The organism is Rhizobium oryzihabitans (assembly GCF_010669145.1).
GTDB classification, from domain to species: Bacteria; Pseudomonadota; Alphaproteobacteria; order Rhizobiales; family Rhizobiaceae; genus Agrobacterium; species Agrobacterium oryzihabitans.
Genome location: NZ_CP048632.1, coordinates 2,775,318 through 2,801,249, shown reverse-complemented (window position 1 = coordinate 2,801,249; position 25,932 = coordinate 2,775,318). Strand labels below are relative to the sequence as shown.

24 protein-coding genes and 2 pseudogenes are annotated in these 25,932 nt (G+C 59.1%); 17 read left to right on the top strand and 9 right to left on the bottom strand.

What is annotated here, in order from left to right; translation table 11 throughout:
• Positions 1 to 37 precede the first annotated feature (37 nt).
• Both G3A56_RS14145 and uppW read right to left on the bottom strand, forming a co-directional pair.
• Positions 38 to 1,987, bottom strand: a complete 1,950-nt coding sequence (locus G3A56_RS14145) for a methyl-accepting chemotaxis protein (protein WP_082182797.1) — start codon at positions 1,985 to 1,987, stop codon at positions 38 to 40.
• 560 nt (positions 1,988 to 2,547) lie between these two features.
• Entirely contained in the window at positions 2,548 to 3,918 is a 1,371-nt protein-coding gene (gene uppW, locus G3A56_RS14140; protein WP_035240952.1) for a Wzy-type polysaccharide biosynthesis protein UppW, read from the bottom strand.
• Positions 3,919 to 4,445: 527 nt separating this feature from the next.
• Between uppW and G3A56_RS14135 the strand changes: the two genes are divergently transcribed.
• Positions 4,446 to 5,516, top strand: a complete 1,071-nt coding sequence (locus G3A56_RS14135) for a GNAT family N-acetyltransferase (RefSeq protein WP_164056673.1) — start codon at positions 4,446 to 4,448, stop codon at positions 5,514 to 5,516.
• A 271-nt stretch (positions 5,517 to 5,787) separates the two neighbouring features.
• Here the strand turns inward: G3A56_RS14135 and uppG are convergent, their stop codons facing one another.
• Both uppG and uppI read right to left on the bottom strand, forming a co-directional pair.
• Complete coding sequence (gene uppG / locus G3A56_RS14130) at positions 5,788 to 6,867, bottom strand: polysaccharide biosynthesis glycosyltransferase UppG (protein ID WP_164056472.1); 1,080 nt, start codon at positions 6,865 to 6,867, stop codon at positions 5,788 to 5,790.
• Positions 6,868 to 6,869: 2 nt separating this feature from the next.
• The gene (gene uppI, locus G3A56_RS14125) at positions 6,870 to 7,937 is read right to left on the bottom strand and encodes a polysaccharide biosynthesis UDP-hexose transferase UppI (protein WP_082182799.1); all 1,068 of its coding nucleotides are present in this window, start codon (positions 7,935 to 7,937) and stop codon (positions 6,870 to 6,872) included.
• A gap of 279 nt (positions 7,938 to 8,216) precedes the next feature.
• Here uppI and uppH point away from each other — a divergent pair, with 279 nt between their 5' ends.
• Both uppH and uppJ read left to right on the top strand, forming a co-directional pair.
• The gene (gene uppH / locus G3A56_RS14120; protein ID WP_246231005.1) at positions 8,217 to 9,128 is read left to right on the top strand and encodes a polysaccharide biosynthesis endo-1,4-beta-xylanase UppH; all 912 of its coding nucleotides are present in this window, start codon (positions 8,217 to 8,219) and stop codon (positions 9,126 to 9,128) included.
• A gap of 8 nt (positions 9,129 to 9,136) precedes the next feature.
• Positions 9,137 to 10,081 carry a polysaccharide biosynthesis UDP-hexose transferase UppJ gene (gene uppJ / locus G3A56_RS14115; RefSeq protein ID WP_082182800.1) on the top strand — a complete coding sequence of 315 codons (945 nt, stop codon included), beginning with the start codon at positions 9,137 to 9,139 and terminating at the stop codon, positions 10,079 to 10,081.
• Positions 10,082 to 10,540: 459 nt separating this feature from the next.
• Here the strand turns inward: uppJ and uppL are convergent, their stop codons facing one another.
• On the bottom strand, positions 10,541 to 11,341 hold the full coding sequence (uppL, locus tag G3A56_RS14105; RefSeq protein ID WP_082184498.1) for a polysaccharide biosynthesis UDP-hexose transferase UppL: 801 nt from the start codon (positions 11,339 to 11,341) through the stop codon (positions 10,541 to 10,543).
• Between the two features lie 258 nt (positions 11,342 to 11,599).
• Between uppL and G3A56_RS14100 the strand changes: the two genes are divergently transcribed.
• The gene (locus G3A56_RS14100) at positions 11,600 to 11,809 is read left to right on the top strand and encodes a hypothetical protein (RefSeq protein ID WP_003491679.1); all 210 of its coding nucleotides are present in this window, start codon (positions 11,600 to 11,602) and stop codon (positions 11,807 to 11,809) included.
• Positions 11,810 to 11,834: 25 nt separating this feature from the next.
• On the opposite strand, the gene uppM is transcribed toward G3A56_RS14100, so the two are convergent.
• On the bottom strand, positions 11,835 to 13,457 hold the full coding sequence (uppM, locus tag G3A56_RS14095) for a polysaccharide biosynthesis protein UppM (protein WP_145980558.1): 1,623 nt from the start codon (positions 13,455 to 13,457) through the stop codon (positions 11,835 to 11,837).
• A gap of 257 nt (positions 13,458 to 13,714) precedes the next feature.
• Here uppM and uppO point away from each other — a divergent pair, with 257 nt between their 5' ends.
• The 5 genes from uppO (at position 13,715) to G3A56_RS14070 (ending at position 16,681) form a co-directional block, all read left to right on the top strand.
• Positions 13,715 to 15,130, top strand: coding sequence for a polysaccharide biosynthesis phosphomannomutase UppO (gene uppO, locus G3A56_RS14090; protein WP_082184500.1), 1,416 nt, complete (start codon positions 13,715 to 13,717; stop codon positions 15,128 to 15,130).
• 36 nt (positions 15,131 to 15,166) lie between these two features.
• Positions 15,167 to 15,463 (top strand): nucleotidyltransferase family protein, encoded by a 297-nt coding sequence (locus G3A56_RS14085; protein ID WP_035240971.1) that lies wholly within the window; start codon positions 15,167 to 15,169, stop codon positions 15,461 to 15,463.
• Complete coding sequence (locus G3A56_RS14080) at positions 15,463 to 15,816, top strand: HepT-like ribonuclease domain-containing protein (protein WP_082182802.1); 354 nt, start codon at positions 15,463 to 15,465, stop codon at positions 15,814 to 15,816. The genes G3A56_RS14085 and G3A56_RS14080 overlap by 1 nt, the downstream gene beginning before the upstream one ends.
• 101 nt (positions 15,817 to 15,917) lie before the next feature.
• A complete protein-coding gene (locus G3A56_RS14075) occupies positions 15,918 to 16,319 on the top strand; it encodes a group II truncated hemoglobin (RefSeq protein WP_003491689.1) in 402 nt (133 codons plus the stop codon).
• Positions 16,316 to 16,681, top strand: a complete 366-nt coding sequence (locus G3A56_RS14070; RefSeq protein WP_003491691.1) for a DUF423 domain-containing protein — start codon at positions 16,316 to 16,318, stop codon at positions 16,679 to 16,681. Before G3A56_RS14075 ends, G3A56_RS14070 begins: the two co-directional genes overlap by 4 nt.
• 76 nt (positions 16,682 to 16,757) lie before the next feature.
• Here the strand turns inward: G3A56_RS14070 and G3A56_RS14065 are convergent, their stop codons facing one another.
• The 3 genes and pseudogenes from G3A56_RS14065 to rutR all read right to left on the bottom strand — a co-directional run bounded on the left by G3A56_RS14065 (position 16,758) and on the right by rutR (position 18,245).
• On the bottom strand, positions 16,758 to 17,045 hold the full coding sequence (locus G3A56_RS14065) for a hypothetical protein (RefSeq protein ID WP_035240976.1): 288 nt from the start codon (positions 17,043 to 17,045) through the stop codon (positions 16,758 to 16,760).
• Positions 17,026 to 17,349: pseudogene (locus G3A56_RS14060) on the bottom strand (DUF2325 domain-containing protein); the annotation flags it as partial. The pseudogene G3A56_RS14060 and the gene G3A56_RS14065, both read right to left, overlap by 20 nt.
• Before the next feature lie 254 nt (positions 17,350 to 17,603).
• Complete coding sequence (gene rutR, locus G3A56_RS14055) at positions 17,604 to 18,245, bottom strand: HTH-type transcriptional regulator RutR (RefSeq protein ID WP_082182803.1); 642 nt, start codon at positions 18,243 to 18,245, stop codon at positions 17,604 to 17,606.
• 260 nt (positions 18,246 to 18,505) lie between these two features.
• On the opposite strand from rutR, the gene G3A56_RS14050 reads away from it, so the two are divergent.
• The 8 genes and pseudogenes from G3A56_RS14050 to G3A56_RS14015 all read left to right on the top strand — a co-directional run bounded on the left by G3A56_RS14050 (position 18,506) and on the right by G3A56_RS14015 (position 25,774).
• The gene (locus G3A56_RS14050) at positions 18,506 to 19,753 is read left to right on the top strand and encodes a Zn-dependent hydrolase (RefSeq protein WP_164056468.1); all 1,248 of its coding nucleotides are present in this window, start codon (positions 18,506 to 18,508) and stop codon (positions 19,751 to 19,753) included.
• A complete protein-coding gene (locus tag G3A56_RS14045) occupies positions 19,750 to 20,088 on the top strand; it encodes a hypothetical protein (RefSeq protein WP_082182804.1) in 339 nt (112 codons plus the stop codon). The genes G3A56_RS14050 and G3A56_RS14045 overlap by 4 nt, the downstream gene beginning before the upstream one ends.
• A 20-nt stretch (positions 20,089 to 20,108) precedes the next feature.
• A complete protein-coding gene (gene hydA / locus G3A56_RS14040; RefSeq protein ID WP_082182805.1) occupies positions 20,109 to 21,563 on the top strand; it encodes a dihydropyrimidinase in 1,455 nt (484 codons plus the stop codon).
• Positions 21,560 to 22,003 (top strand): NUDIX hydrolase, encoded by a 444-nt coding sequence (locus G3A56_RS14035; RefSeq protein WP_164056466.1) that lies wholly within the window; start codon positions 21,560 to 21,562, stop codon positions 22,001 to 22,003. Before hydA ends, G3A56_RS14035 begins: the two co-directional genes overlap by 4 nt.
• Positions 22,000 to 22,776, top strand: a pseudogene (locus G3A56_RS14030) (ABC transporter ATP-binding protein); the annotation flags it as partial. The gene G3A56_RS14035 and the pseudogene G3A56_RS14030, both read left to right, overlap by 4 nt.
• Before the next feature lie 239 nt (positions 22,777 to 23,015).
• Positions 23,016 to 23,891 carry an ABC transporter permease gene (locus tag G3A56_RS14025; RefSeq protein WP_082182807.1) on the top strand — a complete coding sequence of 292 codons (876 nt, stop codon included), beginning with the start codon at positions 23,016 to 23,018 and terminating at the stop codon, positions 23,889 to 23,891.
• The gene (locus tag G3A56_RS14020; RefSeq protein WP_082182808.1) at positions 23,888 to 24,760 is read left to right on the top strand and encodes an ABC transporter permease; all 873 of its coding nucleotides are present in this window, start codon (positions 23,888 to 23,890) and stop codon (positions 24,758 to 24,760) included. The genes G3A56_RS14025 and G3A56_RS14020 overlap by 4 nt, the downstream gene beginning before the upstream one ends.
• Positions 24,761 to 24,781: 21 nt before the next feature.
• Positions 24,782 to 25,774 (top strand): ABC transporter substrate-binding protein, encoded by a 993-nt coding sequence (locus G3A56_RS14015; RefSeq protein WP_082182809.1) that lies wholly within the window; start codon positions 24,782 to 24,784, stop codon positions 25,772 to 25,774.
• Positions 25,775 to 25,932 lie beyond the last annotated feature (158 nt).

Below are 25,932 nucleotides of genomic sequence, written 5' to 3'. Positions count from 1 at the left end.
CAGGCCCGCCGGGGTCCCATGGCCCTGGCAGGCGGACTTAGAATTCCTGCCAGTCGTCCTTTGAGGTATCGACCGCGGCATTGCCCGAGAATGCCGAGGCGATCTTGCGGCCGAGTGCGCGCACAGGCGATGCCACATATTTGTCGTTGCTTCCGGCATTGCGAACGGGGGCCGGCTGGCTCCTCTGCTGATAGGCGGTGTCGGCAAGCCTGAACTGCGAGAGCAGCTGGTTGAGCGAGGCAACCTCCTTGGCAAGGTTGTGGCTTGCAGCATTGGTTTCTTCCACCATGGCCGCATTTTTCTGCGTGTCCTGATCCATCTGGTTGACGGCGGTATTGATCTGCTGGAGGCCGGAGGATTGCTCCTGTGCGGATTCCACGATCGAGACGACGTGGCGGTTGATTTCCTGCACTTCGAGCACGATCGTAGCCAGCGCCTTGCCGGTGTCGCCCACCAGCTGGACGCCCTGCTGCACCTGGTCGTTCGAGGTGTTGATCAGCGCCTTGATTTCCTTCGCCGCACTGGCGGAGCGCTGGGCAAGCTCGCGCACTTCCTGTGCGACAACGGCAAAACCCTTGCCGGCCTCACCGGCACGGGCGGCTTCAACACCCGCATTCAAGGCGAGAAGGTTGGTCTGGAAGGCGATCTCGTCGATCACACCGATGATGTTGCTGATTTCGTTGGCGGATTTGGATATCTGTTCCATGGCCACCACGGCGCGGCGCACCACCTCGCCGGATTGTTCGGCGCCGGCCTTGGCGCGGCTCACGATCTGGCCGGCCTCCTGCGCGCGCTTGGTGGAATCCCTGACCGTCGTGGTGATTTCCTCCAGAGCGGCAGCGGTTTCCTCAACGGCCGCGGCCTGCTGTTCCGTGCGCTTGGCAAGATCGTCGGCGGCCGACTTGATCTCATTTGCGCCGGCACCAATGCCACCGGCATTCTGTGCAACCTTCGTCAATGCGGCCTGCAGCTTTTCAGCGGACATGTTGAAGTCGTTGCGAACGGCATCGAGTGTCGCCGTGAACGGCTGGCCGATACGATAGGAAACATCGCCTTCCGAAAGCTTCGAGAGACCGGCGGCCAGATTGTCGACGGCGAATTTGACGTCGGCCGATTCCCTTGCCTTCTGCTGCTCGCGCTCGATGCGCTCTTTCTCGGACAGGCTGCGATTGGCTTCAGTTTCCTGTTCAAGACGAATGCGCTCGATGGCGCTTTCGCGGAACACCTGAACCGCATTTGCCATCTGGCCAACCTCGTCCTTGCGGCTGGTGCCGTCGATTTCCGCTGACGTCTCGCCACTGGCGAGCGACACCATGCGCGCACGCAGGCGGGCGATCGGCGTCGTGATGCCGCGGGATGCGACGAACAGCGCAAGGATGATGCCGATTGAGAAGACAACACCGATTATCGCCAGCGATGTCAGGATCGTCGAATTGGTCTTGTCCGTCAGATCGTCACTTCCCTTGACGACACCCTTGGTCAGCTTGTCCAGAAAGGCCGCCATGTCATTGGCTGTCGGGCGAATGGAGGCGTCGGCCTTCAGCATCTCCGCTGCCGCTTCCGCGTTGCGATCGGCAAGGCCGAATTCAACAGCCTTGTCGGTGATTGCGACGATCTCCTGGGATTTCGCCAGGAAACCATCAATGGTCTGCGCTTCCTCCGGAAACGCCGCCTTTACATTGTTGAGGCGCATCACCAGCAGCCTCTTGCTCTCGGTGTAAAATTCGCGGGCGGTTTTGATATCCGACCCGTTCGCATCATAGGCCGCGACCTGATAGGCGCCATACCCCACCGCTGCAAGGTTTCGGTTTGCGCGCGAAAGTTCCACCAGAGCGGCGTTGTCATTGGCGATGAAGAACGAATAGGCCGTGTCCGCTTCCTTGAAACGGCTGGACATGAATGCGGTAGCGCCCAGACCGACAATGCAAAGCGGCAGAATGAGCGACAGGATTTTGGTGCGGATGCTGGCGTTTTGAAGAAAAGACACGGAAAACCTCACGTCAATGAAAAACCGCTCCTTCCCCGTGCCGGAGGTGTTCGGCGAAACTGACATTGCACGTCGGAACACCTCGATCATCAAGGCTTCGGTGAGCCGCTCATCGGCTTGGTCGCGGCGGCATCAAACATGCGCCGAAGACAACATCCCCCACCCTTCAAATAATGGCGGGTCACAGTTCCCCATCAGTGCGGCGGCACCGCCAGCAAGCGGAAACGCCGAGCCGAGTTTTGTGAGAGAAAGAGTGCTGCAATGAATCGTCATTCATGTCTTCAATTCATTTCTCTGCAAAATCATTATGATTAAAAACTTTATAATTCCTTCATGTCCGGGCGAGCTGAAAAAATATGATCCGGCAAAGTGAAAAGCGGAGCTGCTGCCCCATGCACCTTGCCTTCATGGGAGACGGACATAGCCGAGGGCATAGCGGATCTCTGCGGCATGGAGTTGCGCAAAGGCCGGGCGAAGCTGCCCCGGGTGCGCAGGCCGCCCAGATACCCCTATAGAAAATGAGAGCCGGTGGCTTGGATACATCCACGCCCGTCAGAATATCATCTGGGTTGGATGATCTCGGAGGGCTGTCGCTGAATATGTTTCGGCAACATATCCGTATGTCCGTCAGTTTGGGCGGGCTGAAGCTCCGCCTCATCCTCGACAAGGCTTGCATTGGCCTGCAAACGTAGCCCCATCACCGCAACGGCAAGGAAAAACCAGACGAAGCCGGTACTGAGAAAGAAAATCGTTTCAAGGAAGCCGAAGAGCAGCACATAAAGCCAGACGCTGACATAAAGCCTCGTCAACGGGCTGTTGCGCGTGGCGTCATCCATTTTGCCGAGATAGACAAGTGGCAGCAGATAAAGCCACAGCAGCACCAGCACCAGACCCGGCACACCGCCCGCAAGCAGAAGGTCGAAATACCCATTGTGCGAATCCGGCGCCGTCGTCGCCCAGGTATTGTTCTCGGTGAAGCTCGTCATCAGGGCGTCACTTCGCCAGAAGGCCTGATAGCCGTAACCGACCAACGGGCTTTGCCGGATATAATCGATGGCCACGGTCCAGATATCGGTTCTGCCGGTGAAGGTTGCATCGATCTTCATTTTGGTCAGCATCTGCGAAAAAACCGGATCGACGGTGGTGCCGACAGTCACCACGGCGAAGACGGCGAGAAGCGAGGTCACAACCACGTAACGCCATCGGGGCCAGCGCAGGATGAACCATCCCGTCGCGATAATGATCGGCAGCAGGCCGAGCGCCGTTTTCCCGCCTGACTTGACCAGGAAGACCAGCGACAGCAGCAGCATTGCCAGACCGCCGACAAAGGACCAGCGCTTGCAAAGATAAATCGCGACGATGATCAACACCGTCATGACCGAGGCGGCCTCGTTCTTGTGGCGGAAGACCCCGCGCCAGTCGCCCGCCAGAAGCGGCTCCAGCGCATCGCTCGCCTGATGAATGGATCGGGACGGCAGGACGATGACGCCGAAATAACACAGGAACAGGATGATCATCGTGCAGACGGCAAGCAGCGTGGTGAAATGCCGTTCCGTGCGCGGCAATTGCAGAAAACAGCCGGCAAGCACGCAGATGATGGCGCACATGAAAAGCCGCCGCAGCGAAAACATCGGCGCTTCGCCCACCAGCGAGGTAAAGACATACCAGCCGAAAATTGCCGCCATCAGCAGACGCGGCGTGAAGATGATGGAGAACGAACGTTCCTTCGCCATGAACGCCGCAAAGCTGAACAGCAGAATGATCGCAGTAAGCTGGTTGAGCAGGTTGGATCCGGCCGCCATTGCGGACCCCATATAGGTCGACGAGAGCGAGACATAGGGCAAAAAACCGACCGTGAAATAAAGGAACGTCACATAAAACAGGACGTCCCGCCAGTAGCCACGCCCCTGCTGTTCGTGCGCTGCATCCATAAGGGGTTTTTCTCTTCCTTTTTCCATGCCCGTCCGCATCGTCTCCGATGCGTCATTTCGATAATGTGAATATCCCGCGAAATCCCTATTTTTTAGTTATGCATAATACACGGAAGAATAGTATTTCCGCAATCCGTATCGATCATGAAGGAAAAAAGCCGAAGAAAATACTTCAAGGTCAACGCATGGAAATACATAGAATTTCCGAAGCGGCCGATCTTCTTTTTCCAAATTTAAGTTGCTGATTTCTCTATTATTTGGTAATAATGCGCCTATATAAAGGGTCGCCTGCATCTGCTTACACGCAGCGGCACTTCAATGTATTGCGAATATACTAAAGTAATAATCCGAAACTCTGTTTAACGTATATTAACAACTCAGGATATATCTTTGGCTTGTTGATCTCATAAACGCAAAAAGGCTGGAAACCTAAGGTGGACGTTCCGATACACACCAATATGGACGATAGCAATAACGATCAGTCAACACAACGCCCGGTTCAACCGGGTGCAACGGGCGTTCGCCCCATGCTCCGGGAGGACGTCCCGGCTGTCGAGATTGTGCTCGATAGCGCGTTCAGGAAGACCGGTCGCGAGGGAAGCTTCAACTTCCGCTCCTACATCGAGACATTGTTTTTCGGCAGCCCCGTTTTCCATCCCGATCACGGCAGCGTCGTCTACGACGCCGGCGAGAACGGGGTCACCAGCGTTATTCTGGCCGTGCCCATGCGATTTGTCGCGAATGGGAAAACCATAACCGCAAGGTTGCTGTGCGCTTTCGCATCGAAAGGCAAACTCGGCGCTCTTGGAGCAGCCCGCCTGTCCCGCGGCATGCGCGCAACGAAACACGATATGCTGTTTTCGGACACGGCCTCCCCTGTCAGCGCCGATCATTGGATTGCGATCGGCGGCAACATGCTGCCGATGGAGAGCCTGCAATGGCACAAGGCGCTCAAGCCCTTCTGCGCGATTGCCCTGGGCATGCCGCGCCGTTCACAGCTGGCCAAATCCACGCCAGCCCTCATGGTGCTCGGTTTTGCGGACCGTATCCTGCGCTCCTGGAAAAAAGGCATAAGGCCGCACGAGGTCGCCGGCACCAAGGTGAGACCGGTGGATTTCGAGACATTCCGCTGCACGGCGCTTGCGATGATCGAGCGCTTTTCCATTCGGCCGGAATGGTCCCACGAGGAATTCCACTGGCTGATCGAAATGAGCAAAACCAATGACACTCTCGGCGAATTGAGCAGCGTCGCGATTGAAAATGACGACGGCAGGGTGATCGGCGCCGCCCTGTTTTTTGGCCAGGCGGGACGAACTGCCTATGTGCTGAATCTCGTCTGTGACGCCGGTCGCGAAAACGATGCGCTCAACGCCCTGTTCCGCCATTTCGATGATCAAAACTATGCCCATGTCACGGGCATGTCGCAGCCCTTTCTCATGAACGCGCTTTACCGCCAGAACCACATGACCTTCCGTCATCGCGGTTATTTCTGCATGGCCACCCGGGATGAAGCTCTAAGGGACCGGGCGCTTGCCGGCGATATCTATATTGGCGGGCTGAGCTCGGAGAGCTGGAGCAAGCTCATCACCGACTATTGATGCCGCATCGGCGCGTCGGCGCTGAAGAATGTCTCCTCAAAATGGCCCCGGTTTTGGCCGTTCTCCCCTCATCCCTGTGCTTGTCACAGGGATCCTGCCAGCCCAAGTCCTTGGGCTTAAAAGACTCGTTTTCGCCGCGCAGACGCGCGTCGGCTGGATTCCTGTGACAAGCACAGGAATGAGGGGGCGGCCCGCTGACACCTGGAAAATTTGTCTAGCGTACCGTTAAGCTGAAAGATCGCGTTACGCTCAAAATGGAAGCCAAGCCCCTCTAAGCCTTGGTAAAGCGCTGCACATTCACCGAGAACAGGTGGCGAAGCGCCTTCGCATAACGTTTTGAGCGTGTCTTGGCGGCAAGCGCGCTCGTCCAATCCACCATCGATCCGTTGATGTCGAAATCACCAAGCTGGCCTTCGGGAATATCGCCCTTTTCGATACGCTCGACGATGGAGCCGAGCGCGGCGTAAAATTCAGGCGAGCGATAGGGCGGGTGCAGCGAATACATGCCCTTGCCCGTGCCGAGAAAATCCAGCCGGTGAACGCCGATCCGCATCATGTTGTTGCTCAGAACTTCCTCGGCGGGCATCGAGACCGGCTGCTGGTTATAGGCATAGGAGCGGATGCGCCGTTTGACATCCGGCCTCAGCAATTCGAGCGAGCCGATACGTTTCGCGAAACGATCCATGTCGATCATGAAAAGGCGCGTGGAAACGGTGGCGAAGCGCCATGTGGGAATGCGCGACGGCAGCTTGCGCGGCTCGGGGATGTTCCGCACTCCCGGCATGCCGACATGGCGGGAAACATCGAGATCGCCGCGCACGGTCGGCGGCCCGGAAAAGGGTGTGATGCAGAGCGCGTCCGGGTTGGCCTTCTGCAGCGCGATGGCTTCGCCGAACCAGCTCTGGCTGCCGCCGCCGAACATCATATCGCTGTCCATATGCATCACATAACGGGCATTGGCGCGTTTCAGCCCGTGAAAATAGACATGGAAGGGCCCGCCATCGAAGGCTTTGGCGGGATAGGGGATCGGTGAGCGCGAAAAGAACGTCTCCGTCACGGCGCGCCGCGCCGCATCGCTATAGTCGACCACATCCACATAGAGATGCGGATAGTTGGCCTGCATTTCCTCCAGCATGTCGAAAAGACGTTTGCTTGCCGCCTCAAAACCGTTGCCCTTGTAGCGGCCTGCCCCGACCTGCCCGGTATCCACTGTCAGGAGAATGCGGTCCACCTGCCCGCCCCAGACCCGCAGCTGATGCGGAAGCGTAAGGGCCGCGTGGGGCGCATCAAAAGGATGCAGATTGATTTGCAGCGCCTTTTGTACGGGAGGAAGCGGCATTTCAGCACTCATAGTCACGCACCACGGTTCCGGAATTCGTTGATGATCGCCATCATCGGTTTTTCGTTGAAGCTCCAGTCCAGCGGCAGCGGCCGGTTCACGGTGCCGTCCCTGCGCGGATAGGCCCAGCGGATCCAGGTATATTGGTCTGAAATCCCCCATGTAGTGATGGAGGAAAGCGGCCCGCCTTCGCAGGCCGCTTCGAGAAAATCGCGGACCTGTCGGTTTATCAGCATGTCACGTTCGGCTTCCGGCGCGGGCAGCATCTGGTCCATCACATCCATTTCCGTCACCAGAACGGCAAGACCGTAGCTGCGCATTTCCTTTGTGAAGGCGGCAAGCTCGTCCTTGGCGATGGGCCAGCCGCCGCGCAGATGCCCCTGCAGGCCGACGGCATTGATCGGCGCGCCCTTTTCGAGCAGTTCGAGAATGAGGTTGCGGAAGGCCGCGCGCTTGGCCGGCGATTTTTCGACCGAAAACTCCACGTCATATTCGTTGAGAACCAGCTGCGCCTTGGGATCGACGGAATGCGCGATCTCGAATGCCTTTTTGATCGCGTCCGGGCCCGCGCCGTAATACCACGCATCGCGCCGCGAACGGACATTGCCGGGCACGTCGGGGATCGGTTCATTGACCACATCCCAGCTATGGACCACATCCTTGTAACGCTCCATCACCTTGACGATGTGGGTTTCCATCAGCTTCTCGACCTTCGCGCCACGGATACCGGACAGCCAGGGCGCATTGGAGGCGTACCAGATGAGCGGATGGCCGTGCATGGAGAGATTGTGCTGGCGCGCAAAGTTGGCGAGCGCATCGGCAGCGGCAAAATCGAAAACATCTTCGGAAGGCCGCATGACCTCCCATTTCATTTCGGTCACGGGCGTGATGCGCGAGCAATATTTGACGACCGCCTCACCAAGGCGGCTGTCGGCGGTCATATCCGGCAGATAAACGGCCGCGCCATAGGGAGCCACCTTCACCGGCGCTTTCTTCTGCGCGGCAAATCCCTGGCCGACCATGCCATGCAACAGGCCGGCACATGCCGCACCACCGAGAAAATTCCGTCGCCCGATCCGCATTTACCCGCCTCCGCAACTCCGGCGCATCGGTCGAAAATCGCGATGGATTCTCGACAGGAACGATACGCAGATCAAAAGTTTCAGAGCGTCCTGATACATCCGAAAGGACGAAGGGCGCTCTAATTCTCAAAACATAACATCTCAATCATGCCAAAAGGATATTAAAGATTTGCAAGGTTAACTGACGCTATACCACGTCACAATTGGCGCAAGCCCGCTTAATCGGGTAGTAACTTCACTGTGCGAATTCTTGGCCCACGCCTTATGGAGTTTAAAGTCTTGGTTTCCGTCTCGATTGTCATTCCCGTTCGCAACGGTGAGCGTTACATCGTGGAAGCGATCGAAAGCGTGTTGTTTCAGGGCGAAACCGTCTGCGAAGTGCTGGTCGTCGATGACGGCTCCACCGACGCCACGGCGCAGAAGGTGCAAAGTTTTGCCGATCCACGCGTGAAACTGCTTGCGCGGCCGCAGGGCCGGCAGGGCGTTTCCGCCGTGCGCAATTTCGGCCTTTCGCAGGCGCGCGGCGAATGGACAATGTTTCTCGATGCGGACGACCGCCTGAAACCGGGCGCGATCGCGGCCCTTTGCGCCGGCGCCTCCGCGCCGGATGTCGTTGCCGTCTACGGCGACTACGAACGCATTGACGAGAACGGCGCCAAGATTGGCCGGCGCAATCTCATCCGCCGGCGGGAAAAGCCCGGTGGTTTCATTCTGCAGCCGCTTCTGGGTGGGAACTTCATCGTCAATGGCGGCATCATGCTGGTCCGCACCCGCATCTTTCAGGATTTCGGCGGTTTTGACGAAACATTGCGTTATGCGGAAGACTGGTACGGCTGGTGCAGACTGGCCGCCGCCGGCCGCTTCGTCTATCTGCCGGGCCAGCATATTCTGGATTACCGGGTGCACAGGACAAGCGTGATGATGAACCGGCTTTTGACGTTCCGGGATTGTGAACCGGCGATCGAGGCGGTGTTTTCGGACCCCGCCATCGTCGCCGCCATTGCACCGCAGGAGCTGAGGCGGCTCCGTCACAGGTCCGAAAATCACATGAACGCCTATACGGTGGCGCAGGCCTTTCGCGCCCGCCGCTATCGCGAGGCCGTTTCGGCACTTGCCGATACTTTCCTCAACCGCCCGCGCCAAAGCCTGCGCGCCGTCGTTTTTTCTGCCGCAGCGCTTGCCGGTATTTAGGAGTTTCCATGTCCGAGATCATGCCGGAAGCGGTGGTGTGCATTCCAAGTTTTCGCAGGCCGGAAGGCCTGCGCAAGACATTGGCATCGCTCTTGGCCCAGAAGGTCGATTTTCCCTTCGCCATCGTCGTGGTCGATAATGATGGCGCAGGTCAGGCAGGCCTTGCCGTTGCGCGCTCCTTCTTTGCCGAAAATGAAGTGACAGGCCAGGCGCTTGTGGAGCCGACGCAGGGCAATTGTTACGCCATCAACACGGCGTTTCGCACAGCGCGGCAGAGCTACCCTTCCGCTGAGTGGTTCCTGATGATCGATGACGACGAGGCGGCCTCCCCCGTCTGGCTTGCCGAGATGGTCTCGGCTGCACGGTCCTTCGGCGCCGATATCGTCGGCGGTCCGGTCAACCGCGAATTCGACGCGCCCGCATCGAAGGCGGTGCTGTCGCATCCGCTGTTCGGCTCCATCGAGGCGCCGACCGGCCCGGTCGATCAAATTCACGGATCGGGTAACTGCCTGATCTCAAGGCGTGTTTTCGAAACGCTGGCAAAACCGGAATTCGACGTGCAGTTCAATTTCCTCGGCGGCGGCGACATGGATTTCTTCACCCGCTGCCGCAAGGCCGGTTTCAAATTCGCCTGGAACGCTCAAGCCCTCATCATCGAATATGTGCCGGAAAACCGCATGGCGCCGCGCTGGATCATGGAGCGCTCGCTCAGAACCGGCATCATCAATTACAGCATCGACCGCGCCCGTCGCCCCGGCCTGACGGGCGGGCTCACGCTTGCCGCCAAAAACGCCGTCAGCCTCTGCCTGTCGCTGGTCCGCGCCGTCTCCGCATTCTTTAAAACTGGATCGCTGCTGCCCGCCACCCATCCGCCGCTGATGTCCATCGGCCGCGTCATGGCAAGCCTCGGCATCACCCTCACACCTTACAAGGCGCCGGCGAAAAAGGCCTGAACAAAGAGCCGTTCCAGCCGCAGGTCCCGGCTTCTCAGCTCAGGCTTTTTTCCCTGCGCAGAGAATACGGGCTCATGCGTCGTTTCTGGAAACCGAATGACGAAAACACAGCCGCGAGAATGAGAAGCGGCACCAGAACCGGCCAGAAAAAGCAAAGGATGATACCTGTCACCCGATAAAGGTCCCAATCCCTGTCGCGGCGGGCACCTTCGATATAGGTCATGGCAAGAGAGGTAACGGTACCAATTCCATATATGAAAAGAGAAACGGACGTAATAACCATCGCTGTCCTCAAATATCTCTGATTCGAATAAATTTCTAATATCCGCCTAATGTAGCGCCGTTGCGCGCAGTTGCAACGAATTTCGGCACGAGGACGCATTCATCCAATACGTTAGAATGGCCTTATGTAGGGTGCGGGGAGCGGGCTGCGGATACCGGACCTTGCCGTGGCAAGACTTACCGGTTCTGACCGGAAGCCGTATAGCGATGTTTCAGCAGCGAATAGATGGCGATCGGATTGGTCAGCAGATAGCGCTTGCCGAGACGTTTCGGTTCAAGCATGGCCCTGTAGAGCCATTCGAGCCCCATATCCTGCATCCATTGCGGCGCTCTGCTGTTCTTGCCGGCAAGAAAATCGAACAGCCCGCCGCACGTCTTAATGACCGCAATGCCGGAAAGCCTGTCGAGATTGCGCGAAACGAACCGTTGCTCCAGCGGTATGCCAAAGCCGACCCAGAGAATATCGGTCTGTGAGGCGACGATATCGGAAAGAATCGCCTCCTCTTCATCCCGTTTGAAATAGCCGTTGCGCCTGCCCGAGAAGATCAGGCGCGGATAGAGCCTCTGCATTTCCTCAACCGCAGCGCGGTTCACCTCTTCGGAGCCGCCGAGGAAATAAAAACGCGCACCCGTCTCTTCGGCCCTGCGGGCCACCGCATGAACGAGATCCGTGGTCGCGACGCGTTCCCTGAGCGCCTTGCTGCAGAACTTGCGGGAAAAGATCACCAGCGACATGCCGTCGGCGTGAATCTGGTCCGCCTGCCGCAGCATGGCGTCGAATTCCTTGTCCTGATGGCAGAGAGCGATGACCTGGCCATTCGCCGATGTCGAATAAAACGGCCTCGTGCCGGCCACGCGCTCGCCTTCCGCGCGCAGAATGAAATCCTGTGCCGTCTCGTCGATCGTCGCGTCAGTGATGGGTAAAGCCGCAAGCGGAATAACCGGCCAGACTGCGCCAGGTCCTTCCAAATCCGGGATGTCTCTCCCTGTCATATTCTGTCCGGTGTCCAAGATAGGCATCGTTTCATTGTTATATTCACGCAGATGCTAGGCCATAAGGCTTCAAACACTACGAAGAACTATCATTAATATTTTTATAAATCCGTAGCTTGAGGCAAGCAATTTATACGCCTGAAGGTTGAGTGCGCACTCACACATGCCCTCTCCGTCCTATTCCGGTTTTGCTACCGATGGGTTAAGGGACGGCGAAACCAAACCACGCAGAAGGTCCCGACCATGGAAACCATATCGATCGACAACCGCGGCGACTTCGGCCTTTGGGCGATAGAGCGGGCGAAGGAAATCGTCGCAAACGAAGCGTCCGATCTTGCCGTCTCCGTCCGCGACGGCGACGAGGCCGGTATTCGCGACGCGGGCAATGCGCTGGGTGCCGCCATCGCCGCCGCCCTGCTTGAGGTTTATGACGGCCTGATTTCCGAGGAATAAGCGGACCCCGGCCATCGTCCTTGGGCTAGCGCGCCGCGATTTCCTCGTGATCGTTGCGGCGCAGATAAGACAGAAGCCCAAGCGCTATGGCGATGCCAAGGCCAAGGAACAGTCCGCCCGCGCCGCCGGCGATCAGGAAGATCAGCTTGCCCGGCGGCCAGCTCCTGGAATTGGGCGCCACCGGCTGCGAAATCACCCGCACATTGGTGGCATCGATTGTCTGCTGCTCGGCGATCTGGCGCGAACGGTTGAGATAGGTCTCGTAGATCGCCGCGGCCGAGTTGGCGTCACGCTCCAGATCGCGCAGGCGCACCTGCGACTCGTTATCGGTGAAGACGTTGGCGCGTTCCGCCACGGCCTTCAGCCTCAGGGCATCGAGCGAGGAGCGGGCCTCCGCGACATTCGTCTTGGCGGCCTGCAGAATGCGCTGCGCCTCATCCGCGATGCCGCGTTCCAGCATGGCGCGTTCCGCCCCCGCCGTTGCGAGGCGCGGATGGCGCGCGCCATAGGTCAGCGTCATCGCACCGATCTGCTGCTGCAGGGTGCTGTATTGCGCGCGGATGGTGTTCATGGTCTGGCTGTCGAAGATGGCGTCGCTCTGCGTGCGGTTCTGGGCGATCGCCGCCTCCATCTGCTTGAGGCGCGATTCCTCCTGAATGACCCGCTGCTGCGCCGCAAGAACCTGCGCATTCAGCTCGCCGGACGCAAGATTGCTGACCAGCTGGCCGTTATTCTCCTGCAGGCCGTTTTCACGGCGAAAATCCGCAACGCGCTTTTCGGCCTCCGTCACGTTCTCGCGCATTTCCTCAAGCCGCGTCCTCAAATCGTCGACGATGCGCTGGCTGCTGTCGGAGGTCGTCTGAAACAGCTCGCTTTCGAAAGCCTTGACGATGGCCTTGGAGACCAGCACGGATTTTTCGGCGTCATTGGTCCAGACAGAAAGCGTCACCACGAAGGAACGCGGATCGCGCTCGGCGGCCACCCGGTCTCCAAGCGAACGAAGCGCCCCGACCTTGTTATCGCCATCTTCCGGCTTCGATGAAAAAATCGCCTTCAGCCGCGCAAGCGGCGGCGGCGTTATGAATTCCTGGTCCTGATCGAGCTTCAGCTCGTCCACCACCCGCGCCAGCACATTGCGCGACGTGATGGTGCGCAGCTTGCTCTCCACCTCGAGAATCTGGGTGTCACGCTGCTGGTTCGGCGAAAACACCCCGTCACTGACAACGTTGAGGTTGGAGGGGTTGACGACGATATCCGTATAGGCGGTGTAACGCGGCGGTGTCACATAGGCATAGGAGAGTGCGGCGGCGATGCAGAGAATGATCGCAAGCACGATCCAGACAATGCCGTTGCGCAGCCAGGTGAGCACATCATCCAGGCCGATCCTGTCGATATATTTCAGGCCTGGCAGCGCATTCGCGAGGCTCCCGGTCGGCGATGCCGCCCTGACGGGTTTATCAGTCGGGGCTGGCTCGGCAACGGCGGCCGCCGGCTTCGGCTCAAGATGCTCCTTCAGCACCGTGCGCTCAAAAACCTCGTCCTCATCCACCAGATCGTCCAGCAGGGAACCGTGGGGTCTGGCGGCGGGCGCCGCTTTTTCATCCAGCGGACGTGCCTGCTTATGTCCCGCCTTTTGAAGCCTGTACATCAGCCAATCCAACTCGAACGAACCACAAAAAGGCCGGCAACAGATGGTTTTCACCGTCGCCAAGGCCGCCATTAGCGGGCAAGTTTAAATATGACGGGTGAATTTTAGGTTACCTGCGTCATTCCCGCCATCATTGCCTATTCCCGGCCGCCATGAAAGAGACGATTGACTTGGATGGATCGATACGGTTCTTTCAGGCGTTATATTTTTGTATTATCCATTTGAACCTCAAAGATTTTATCGAAACGGAGTTTGGCATGAGCCTGAAATTTGGAACGAGCGGCCTTCGCGGCCTCTCTGTCGATCTGAAAGGAAAAGCCTCCGCCGTCTACGCCACGGCATTTGCAAGGCACCTTCTCGCATCGGGCCAGGCAAAGGCGGGAGACCCCATTCTCGTGGCCCGCGATTTTCGCGATTCGAGCCCGGATGTTTCCGCAACCTGCATCGCCGCGCTGAAAAAGGCCGGCCTGACACCACTTGATTGCGGCACGGTACCGACGCCGGCACTGGCACTTTACGGACTTTCCCTGAAGGCCGGAGCGCTGATGATCACCGGCTCGCATATTCCAGCCGACCGCAACGGCATCAAGTTCTATCGTCCCGACGGCGAAATCGACAAGCAGGACGAAACGGCGATTGCCGCAATCGCAGCCGAGGTCGAGGCTGAAGGCATCAGCGACGAGGCCGCAACGGCAGAGGATCATTCCGCAATCGCAGCCGAACTTTTCTACGAGCGCAATATCGCGCTGCTGCCGGAAAAGGCGCTGTCGGGCCTGAAGATCGGCGTCTACCAGCACAGCACGGTGGCGCGCGATCTCTTCGTCGACGTTCTCGCCCATTATGGCGCAGAGGTCGTGCCGCTCGGCCGTTCAGAGACGTTCATTCCGGTCGATACCGAGGCAGTTTCGCCGGAAACGCTGGAACTTCTTAAGGAGTGGGCGCCGCAACACGGTCTGGACGCCATCGTTTCCGCCGATGGCGACGGCGACCGTCCCCTGCTCGCCGATGAAAACGGCGTGCCGCTGCGCGGCGACCTGATCGGGCTTATTACCGCCAATTTTCTCGACGCCGGCGTGGTCGTCACCCCCGTCACCTCCAATTCCGGCATTGAAGCGAGCGGTTCGTTCGAGGTCGTCCGCACCAGGGTCGGCTCACCTTTCGTGATCGCCGGCATGGGTGAAGCGCTTGCCGAGGGAAAGAACGGCGTCATGGGCTTCGAGGCCAATGGCGGCCTGTTGACCGCCTCTGCATTCACCCTCAACGGCAGGCCGCTTTCGCCGCTGCCGACGCGCGACAGCTTCCTGCCTGTCCTTGCCGTGTTGCTTCTGTCCGCCGAACAGAAAAAACCTTTGTCGCAAATCGCAGCCGCCTACAGGCTGCCGGTTGCCGCCGCCGACCGTCTGGAGAACTTCGCGCAGGAAAAGAGCGCCGCGCTCATGGCACATCTGCGCGCCTCGAAGGATAATCTCGAAACCTTCCTTGCGCCGGTCGGCAAGGTCAAGGCGCTGAGCGACATTGACGGCCTGCGCGTGTCACTCACCGACGGCAGCACCATCCATTTCCGCCCTTCCGGCAACGCTCCGGAAATGCGCTGCTATGTCGAGGCCGCCAATCAGGATGAAGCCGAAATGCTTCTCAACAAGGGGCTCGATCTCATCCGCAATTTCGGATGAGTGGATGGCGCATGCGGGATGATGTAAGTTGAACGCATGAAGAGAACGGACGCGATCAGAAAGCTCAAACAGCACGCCCAAGCAGTGAAAAGCATGGGCGCGACTTCGCTGTATCTCTTTGGATCGACCGCCCGCAATGAAGCCATGGCCTCAAGCGACTTGGACATCTTCATCGACTATGATCCGGGTCGCCGTTTCTCCTTGATTGATCTCGTCGGTATCAAGCAGTTTCTGGAAGAAGAACTGGAAGTGGAAGTGGACGTGACGACACGCAACAGTCTTCACCCGATGCTTCGAACTGACATCGAGCAATCTGCAGTGCGGATATTCTGATGATCCGGCGCAAAGTCAGGCCCGTTCTCACAGAAATTCTGGAAGCCATAGACGGCATAGAGACCCACACCGCAGGTCTATCACTTGCTGATTTCCAGCAAAATTGGCTGCTGAAGCTTGCTGTGCAGCGCGCATTGGAAATCGTTTCGGAGGCATCCCGCCATATACCGGAAGAATTGCTAAACCTCGCACCAGATGTACCGTGGAAGCAGATTCGCGGTATCGGAAATATTCTTCGTCATGAATATCATAAGATCGCCGACGATGTGGTTTGGGCGGTCGTAACCGAGCATGTAGCTCCGCTCAAAATCGCTGTTCAGACTATTCAACGGTCTATCGAATCCGAAAGGTGAAATTTGCCACCGTACTGTCGCAAATGTCGCATCCCGCCTTTACCTGTTGCTCTTCCCGCCCCGGAAAGCGATAAGGGCCGCAGGGTTCAAGGAGGCGGGATGTGAGCGGCGAGACCATTACCCTTTATGAAGCGATCGGCGGCGATGCGACGGTCAAAGCCTTGACGCGGCGCTTCTATGAATTGATGGACACTTTGCCCGAGGCGGCGCATTGCCGCGCCATCCATCCCGCCGATCTCTCCGGCAGCGAAAGCAAGTTCTACGATTATCTGACCGGATATCTTGGCGGACCGCCGGTCTATGTCGAAAAACACGGCCACCCGATGCTGCGCCGGCGTCATTTCGTGGCGCCCATCGGGCCCGCCGAACGGGATGAGTGGCTGCTCTGCTTCCGCCGCGCGATGGAAGAGACCATCGAAAACCCGAAGCTCCGGGACATCATCTGGGCACCGGTGGAGCGACTGGCCTTTCACATGCAGAATCAGGAAGCGGATAAATCATGACCCACGAAAGACTGCGCGCTTTCATTCTGTTGCTGGGCGGCCTTATGGGTGCTGCCGGCGTCATGCTGGCCGCCGCCGCCACCCATACCGGCGAAACCTATATGCTGGGCAATGCCTCCGCGATGGCGCTCGCGCATGCGCCGGTGCTGGTGGCGCTGCATATCGGCGCGGATCGCATCAGAACCGCCATTCCGGCTGGACTGATCCTCGGCCTCGGCACGGCGGTCTTCGTAGGCGACCTCGTCACGCGGCATTTTTCCGGCCACAGCCTGTTTCCCTACGCAGCGCCTCTCGGTGGCCTCGGCATGATTGCCGGATGGCTGGTGCTCTGCGCCGGCGCGTTTTTAAAGCCGAAGGGCTGATCGTGTTTTAGAGCATCTGCGTCGTGACGCATATTGCGCGCGGAGCTTCCCTCACACTCGGCGAGAGGCTTCAACCCTAACCCCGCGTCCAGCGAAACGACAGGATGTTGCGGCCCTTCTCAGCCGCCTCCCCGATATCGAAGGACGGCGTTTCTCCGGGCTGGCGGGTGCGCAGATGGGGAAAGTTCACCACATTGCCGCCACCGGCCGCGGCGCGGTTGCGCCGCTCGCGTTCGCCAAGGATTTCATATATGTCCGTCAGGGCCGGATCGGCAGCCTGTTCGGCGATCTTGTGCAGTTCCACGCGGCAGGCTTCAGCCGCCGCGGGCTCTGCATCCTTAAAATTATTGTGCTCGTCGCTCATCGTTGGAGGTCCGTTCATTCATCGTCTGCAGCGCCCGCTCCAGACTGGATTTGCTGCCATTGCGCAGCGGAATGAACGTCTTGCCGAATTTCTTGCAACCGGACTTCACCCGCAGACACGCATCGTGGCTGATACAGTCGATCGGGCAGAAAACGCAGTCGACGGAGGGAAGAACGGTATCGATGCGCGAGACCGCCTCACGCAACCCGCCATCGTGATGGATGAGTTCGGCACCGAAATTGCTGGCAATCTGGCGAAGATGCGCAACCTGACAGTCACGGCCGCCGACATAAAGAAAGCTCTTCGGGCCGGAAAGCTGCTGTTCGGCCACATCCCTTTCGGTCTGTTGCGCGCCCTTGCCCTGCTTTTCGCCGCGTCCCGCCTTCTTCTTTTCCTTGCGTGCCATTCCCTCACCTGCCGGTTGATTTTTCAATGCCCCGGACGTTCGGGATGTCGGCACCATAATAAAGATGAGTTTTGGAGTAAAGTATAAAGGTGATAATTTTCCTCATGTTTTGACACAAAGAACCGATCACATCATCGCGAGAACCCCACGGCTCAGCCGCTAATCCGCAATCCGCCCATGAAAAGCTGCTCCAGATGCCGGGCCGCATCCTCAAAACGCCCCTCGCCACCGTTCTTGTCGCCCAGCACCGCACGCACCTGAACGTCGAAATCCGCATAGTGCTGGGTGGTCGACCAGATCGAGAAAATCAGGTGGTAGGGATCACATTTGGCCATCCGCCCGGCCTTCACCCAGGCGCGGATCACCTCGGCTTTTTCATCCACCAGTTGCTTCAGCGGCCCCTTCAGCTCGTCCTCGATATGCGGCGCGCCCTGCAGGATTTCATTGGCGAACAGGCGGCTCTCACGCGGAAAGTCCCGCGACATCTCCAGCTTGCGGCGAATATAGGAGCGGATTTCGCTTTCGGGGTTACCCTCAGCATCGAAAGCCCTGAGCGGATCAAGCCATGTGTCCAGCACCCGCTCGATCAGCGCGCGATGCATCGCCTCCTTGGTGCGGAAATAATAAAGCACGTTCGGTTTCGACATGCCGGCCGCCTCGGCAATCTGGTCGATGGTGGAACCGCGAAAGCCGTTGGTGGAGAACACACTGAGCGCCGCCTCGAGGATAGCTTCCTGCTTTTCTTCCTGAATACGCGTCCGCTTCTGTGTTTTCGCTGCTCGCGGTATGGCCATTCTCAGCTCTCTGTTTCTTTTCGATGCAATTGCCGTTACAGTATGCTTAAAAAATAATCGCCGCGTACAGTTTAGGCAAAATTAGTGCGATTCGTCACGAAAATCCCTTGCTGACATCATGGCGAATTTGCAATGTTTACCAGCCGGTCAATTTATCCCCCATCGCCATCACAAGGCAATGGCTGTTATCTTAACCGGCAAAAACGGGAACGGCACAAGCTTTGCTTCGATAAAAACAAAACAGGTGAGGACGACACTTCATGGCGGCGGGTAAGAACTTGACGGTCAATGGCGACCGTCTGTGGGACAGTCTGATGGACATGGCGAAAATCGGCCCCGGCATCGCCGGCGGCAATAATCGCCGCACCCTGACGGATGAGGACGCGCAGGGCCGCAGTCTCTTTCAGCGCTGGTGTGAAGCGGCAGGCCTGACGCTTGGCGTCGACCGCATGGGCACCATGTTCGCCACCCGCCCCGGCGAGGATCCGGACGCGCTTCCCGTTTATATCGGCAGCCACCTCGACACCCAGCCAACCGGCGGCAAGTTCGACGGCGTGCTCGGCGTGCTGGCCGGGCTGGAAGTGGTGCGCAGCTTGAACGACCTGAACATAAAGACGAAACACCCGATCGTCGTCACCAATTGGGCGAACGAGGAAGGCGCACGCTTTGCCCCTGCCATGCTGGCCTCCGGCGTCTTCGCCGGCGTTCACGATCTCGATTACGCCTATGGCCGTACCGATACGGACGGCAAGACCTATGGCGAGGAGCTGAAGCGCATTGGCTGGCTGGGCGAGGAAGAGGTGGGCGCGCGCAAAATGCACGCCTATTTCGAATATCACATCGAACAGGGGCCGATCCTCGAGGCAGAAGGCAAACAGATTGGCGTCGTCACCCATTGCCAGGGCCTGTGGTGGCTGGAGGTGACGCTGACCGGCAAGGAAGCGCATACCGGCTCAACGCCGATGGCGATGCGCGTCAATGCCGGCTTGGCTGCTGCCCGCATCCTCGAAAAGGTGCAGGAAGTGGCGATGGCCCACCAACCGGGCGCGGTCGCCGGCGTCGGCCAGATGATCTTCACGCCCAATTCCCGCAACGTGCTGCCCGGCAAGGTGGTCTTCACCATCGACCTCAGAACTCCCTCACAGGCGAAACTCGACAGCATGCGCGCCATCTTCGAACACGAAGTGCCTGTTATCGCCGAAGAACTCGGCGTCGGCTGCACGATCGAGGCCATCGGCCATTTCGATCCCGTCACCTTCGATCCGGTGCTTGTCGGCCGCGTGCGCTCTGCCGCGGAAAAACTCGGCTACAGCCACATGGACATCATCTCCGGCGCCGGCCATGATGCCTGCTGGACCGCAAGGGTCGCCCCCTCCACCATGATCTTCTGCCCCTGCGTGGACGGGCTTTCCCACAACGAAGCGGAGGAAATTTCGCCGGAATGGGCCGCCGCGGGCTGCGACGTGCTGCTGCATGCGGTGCTTGAGACTGCGGAGATCGTGGAATGAAAAAAATCTCGCCCTTGGAGCAGAAATTCGAGATGGCGATGTTTGAGATTTATCATCGCGCAAAATCTGAAGCAAAATATAACGCGACGATCTTCTACAACATGCTCCTCAATCGTGGAGGCGTAGCGACAGCCAAAACACTCATCAACGCTGAGCAGCAATCGCAAGGATACACCGCGTTGATGCTCGCGAAGCGTCTTGATTTGACCGTCGAGGCGTTGGTGGTCGAGGACGTCAGATGGCTGGATCTGTTTTTACCCGAAGAAATTAACAAAGCTCGTGACCGCCTACAGGCCAACCAATACGCAGTGAAGATGCGTCGTTCAAAGGTTTAACTCTAAATGGAACGTCAATTATGACCACCATCATCAAGAACGGCACCATCGTCACCGCTGACCTCACCTACAAGGCCGACGTAAAGATCGAAGGCGGCAGGATCACCGAGATCGGACCCGACCTGACCGGCGGCACCGTGCTCGATGCGACGGGATGTTACGTCATGCCCGGCGGCATCGATCCGCATGTGCATCTGGAAATGCCCTTCATGGGCACCTATTCCGCCGATGATTTCGAAAGCGGCACGCGGGCGGCCCTTGCTGGCGGCACGACCATGGTGGTGGATTTCTGCCTGCCCGAGCCCGGCCAGTCACTGCTCGATGCCCTGCAAAGATGGGACAACAAGGCGACGCGCGCCAATTGCGATTATTCCTTCCATATGGCCGTTACCTGGTGGGGTGAGCAGGTCTTCAACGAGATGAAGACGGTCGTTCAGGAAAAGGGCATCAACTCGTTCAAGCACTTCATGGCCTATAAGGGCGCGCTGATGGTGAATGACGACGAGATGTTCGCCTCCTTCTCGCGCTGCGCCGAACTTGGCGCCATTCCCTTCGTGCATGCGGAAAACGGCGATATCGTCGCGCAGATGCAGGAAAAGCTGATGGCGGAAGGCAATGTCGGCCCCGAGGCGCATGCCTATTCCCGGCCCCCCTCCGTCGAAGGCGAGGCCACCAACCGCGCCATCATCATCGCCGATATGGCGGGGGCGCCGCTTTATGTCGTCCATACGTCGTGTGAACAGGCGCATGAAGCGATCCGCCGCGCGCGTCAGAACGGCATGCGCGTTTACGGCGAGCCGCTGATCCAGCACCTGATCCTAGACGAGGGCGAATATGCCAATGCCGACTGGGATCATGCTGCCCGTCGGGTCATGTCGCCGCCCTTCCGCAACCGGCAGCATCAGGACAGCCTCTGGGCAGGTCTCGCCTCCGGCTCGCTGCAATGCGTGGCGACCGACCATTGCGCCTTCACCACCGAACAGAAACGCTTCGGCCTCGGTGATTTCCGAAAGATTCCGAACGGCACCGGCGGGCTGGAAGATCGCATGCCACTGCTCTGGACCCATGGCGTGGCGACCGGCCGACTGACGATGAACGAATTCGTCGCCGTGACCTCCACCAATATTGCGAAGATCCTGAACATCTATCCCAAGAAGGGCGCGATCCTCGTTGGCAGCGATGCCGATATCGTCGTCTGGGACCCGCAACTGACGAAGAAAATCAGCGCAACGAGCCAGCAATCGGCCATCGATTACAACGTGTTCGAAGGGCAAAAGGTCAAGGGACTGCCGCGCTTCACCCTGTCGCGCGGTCTCGTCAGCATCGAGGAGGCCACCGTCGAAACACAGGAAGGCCACGGCCGGTTCGTCGCCCGCGCACCCAACCCCGCGGTCAGCCGGGCGCTTTCCACCTGGAAGGAACTCGTCGCGCCGCGCAGGGTGGAGCGCAGCGGCATCCCGGCATCGGGTGTATGACCGTGAGCGCCGGGCCGAAACGCGAAATCGTCATCGCCGCAGCCATTCTCCTCAATGAGCGGCGGCAGATGCTGGTCGTGCGCAAGCGCGGCACCACGCAGTTCATGCAGCCGGGCGGCAAGATCGATCCGGGCGAAACGCCGGAACAGGCGCTTCACCGCGAACTTGCCGAGGAAATCGGCCTGACGCTGCCCGAAAATGCCGCCCGTTATGAAGGCGTTTTTCGCGAGGAGGCCGCCAATGAGACGGGGGCCGACGTCGTCGCCCATACATTCATCGCTAGACTTCAGACAGAGGTCGCCCCGCAGGCGGAAATAGAGGAAGTGCGCTGGCTCGATCTCGACCGCCACCCCGGCGTAACGATCGCAAGGCTTACGGAAACCCAAATGCTGCCGCTGGCGCGCGCGGCCCTGACGGAAAGTGGAAACAAGCCAAGATGAACCAGGCCTCGTCCTATTCCGTCGTTTCCGCCAGAAATCTCGGCCTCACCTTCGAAACGGGCGATGGCCCGGTGCACGCACTCTCCAATGTCGATCTCGAAGTCGGCAAGGGCGATTTCGTCTCCTTCATCGGCCCTTCCGGCTGCGGCAAGACGACGTTCCTTCGGGTCATCGCCGATCTTGAAAAACACACGTCAGGCGACATCACCGTCAACGGCACCACGCCGGAAAACGCCCGCCGGGATCGCTCCTACGGTTATGTCTTTCAGGCCGCAGCCCTTTATCCCTGGCGCAGCATCGAAAAGAACATCGCGCTGCCGCTCGAAATCATGGGCTATACAAAGGCCGAACAGAAGGAGCGCATCGACCGCACGCTCGACCTCGTCAATCTCAGCGGTTTCAGCAAGAAATACCCGTGGCAGCTTTCCGGCGGCATGCAGCAGCGCGCCTCCATCGCCCGCGCACTCGCCTTCGATGCCGATCTGTTACTGATGGACGAGCCCTTCGGCGCGCTGGACGAGATCGTCCGCGATCACCTCAACGAACAGCTGCTGAAACTCTGGGATACGACCGGCAAGACCATCTGCTTCGTCACCCATTCCATTCCCGAAGCGGTCTATCTCTCGACCAAGATCGTCGTCATGTCGCCGCGCCCCGGCCGGGTGACGGATGTGATCACGTCCACGCTGCCACGGGAAAGGCCGCTTGAGATTCGCGAGACGCCGGAATTTCTGGCGATTGCGCATCGGGTACGTGAGGGGCTGAAAGCGGGCATAGCTATGAGGGGTGAGGTCATCGCAAGCTTTACCCCCCTCTGCCCTGCCGGGCATCTCCCCCTCAAGGGGGGAGATCGGCAGGAAGCCCTACCACCGCTCCATTCGCAAACGTTGAGATGGGCGAAACCCAACCACGAGTCGATCTCCCCCCTTGAGGGGGAGATGCCCGGCAGGACAGAGGGGGGTAAACCTCACCCTCGGAGTAAGCGTACGCCCCACCCACCGAGGGCGCCACAATGACCCTCCTCCGCCACCGCATCCTCCCCATCCTCACCGTCCTCCTCGCCATCCTCATCCTCTGGCACCTCGCGGTCGTCTACCTCAACATGCAATTCGCCCGCGACCAGGCCACCCGCGCCGGTCAAACGCCGGGCTTCTTCGAACTCCTGCCGCAAACCTTCGCCCAGGAACGCCCGGTTCTCCCCGCCCCGCACCAGATCGTCGCGGAACTGTGGGACACCACCGCCAACAAGGCGATCACTTCCAAGCGCAGCCTCATCTATCACGCCGGCGTCACGCTCTCGGCCACGCTGCTTGGTTTCGCCATCGGCGCGGTGCTCGGCATCCTCTTGGCCGTCGCCATCATCCACAACCGCGCCATGGACCGCTCGGTCATGCCGTGGATCATCGCCAGCCAGACGATCCCGATCCTTGCCGTCGCGCCGATGATCATCGTTGTGCTGAACTCCATCGGCATCTCCGGGCTGTTGCCGAAGGCGCTGATCTCCACCTATCTCTCCTTCTTCCCCATCGTCGTCGGCATGGTGAAGGGTCTCAGAAGCCCGGAAACCATCCAGCTGGACCTGATGCACACCTATAATGCCTCACCTAGCCAGATCTTCTGGAAGCTGCGCTGGCCCTCGGCCCTGCCCTATCTCTTCACCTCGCTGAAGATCGCCATCGCCATCGCACTGGTCGGCGCCATCGTCGGCGAATTGCCGACAGGCGCCGTCGCCGGTCTCGGCGCGCGCCTGCTCTCCGGTTCCTATTACGGCCAGACGGTGCAGATATGGGCGGCGCTGTTCATGGCCGCCGGAGTCGCCGCCATTCTGGTGTCGATCATCGGCATTGCTCACGCGGCCGTCCTCAAGAGAATGGGAGCCCGGCCATGACCCATCCCGGCTGGTTTTTCGGCGCGATCCTGTTCTGGCTTGCCGCCTGGGCCTTCAACGAATGGCTGGTACGTCGCAAATTCTTCTCGCCAGCGATAAAGCGCATCAGCCGCATGGCCGTGCCGCTCCTCTTCGGGCTGGCCATTCTCGCGCTCTGGGAAGGCGTGGTGCGCGGTTTTTCCGTGCCGCCCATCCTGCTGCCGGCACCGAGCGCCATCCTTACACGCCTTCTCACGTCCCTGCCGATCCTCTGGGCGGATTTCCGCCAGACCTTCCTCAAATCGGTGCTGACGGGTTATGTGCTCGGCTGCGGTCTTGGCTTTATCGTCGCCATCCTCATCGACCGTTCGCCCTTCCTGCAGCGCGGACTGCTGCCCATCGGCAATTTCGTCTCCGCTCTGCCTGTCGTCGGCATCGCGCCCATCATGGTCATGTGGTTCGGCTTCGACTGGCAGTCAAAAGTGGCCGTCGTCGTCATCATGACCTTTTTCCCGATGCTGGTGAACACGGTTCAGGGGCTTGCCGCTTCCAGCCACATGGAGCGCGACCTGATGCGCACCTATGCCGCCGGCTGGTGGCAGACATTGGTGAAACTGCGCCTGCCCGCCGCCTGGCCCTTCATCTTCAACGCACTGAAGATCAACTCAACGCTCGCGCTGATCGGCGCCATCGTCGCCGAATTCTTCGGCACGCCCATCGTCGGCATGGGTTTCCGCATCTCGGCGGAAATGGGCCGCAGCAATGTCGATATGGTCTGGGCCGAAATCGCGGTCGCCGCGCTCGCGGGCTCAGGCTTTTACGGTCTGGTGGCGCTCGCAGAGCGGGCCGTCACCTTCTGGCATCCGTCCGTCCGTGGGGGACGAACGTAAATAACGAAAAAGGGAACAGCGATGAAAATGAAACTTGCATCCATGCTTCTTGCCGGCGCGTCAATCCTGACGGCGGTGAGCGCCGAGGCCGCCGACAAGATCACCCTGCAGCTGAAATGGGTGACGCAGGCGCAGTTCGCCGGTTATTACGTCGCCAAGGATAAAGGCTTCTACGAGGCGGAAGGCCTCGACGTCGACATCAAGCCCGGCGGCCCGGATATCGCGCCTGCACAGGTTCTGGCCGGCGGCGGCGCGGATGTCATCGTCGACTGGATGCCCTCGGCACTCGCCACCCGGGAAAAGGGTGTTCCGCTCGTCAACATCGCCCAGCCTTTCAAGACCTCTGGCATGATGCTGACCTGCCTCAAGGAAACCGGCGTCACCAAGCCCGATGACTTTAAGGGCAAGACACTCGGCGTCTGGTTCTTCGGCAATGAGTATCCGTTCCTCTCGTGGATGGCGCATCTGAAAATCCCGACCACCGGCGGCGCGGATGGCGTCACCGTCCTCAAACAGGGCTTCAACGTCGATCCGCTGCTGCAAAAGCAGGCCGCCTGCATTTCCACCATGACCTATAATGAATATTGGCAGGTCATTGATGCCGGCATCAAGCCGGAGGAACTCGTCACCTTCAAATATGAGGCGGAAGGCGTGGCGACGCTGGAAGACGGTCTCTACGTTCTGGAAGACAAGCTGAAGGACGCCAAGTTCAAGGAAGACATGGTCAAATTCGTCCGCGCTTCCATGAAGGGCTGGAAATGGGCGGAAGAAAACCCTGACGATGCGGCCGACATCGTGCTGGAAAACGACGCCTCCGGCGCACAGACCGAAAAGCACCAGAAGCGCATGATGGGCGAAGTGGCAAAACTGACGGCCGGCTCGAAGGGCGCACTCGACAAGGCGGACTACGAACGGACGGTGAAAACCCTGCTGGGCGGCGGTTCCGATCCGGTCATCACCAAGGAACCCTCCGGCGCTTTCACCACCGAAATCACCGATGCGGCGCTGAAATAGTAAAATCGAACCCGAACGCATGGAACGCGCGGCACCGTCCGCGCGTTTCTTTTTTTGCTGGTGACGTATTTGACGAATTACAATATCCCGACCTATACAAAAATGTATATCAAGCATCGCAGCTATGCGGATTGATTTGTACGACAACAACAATTAGA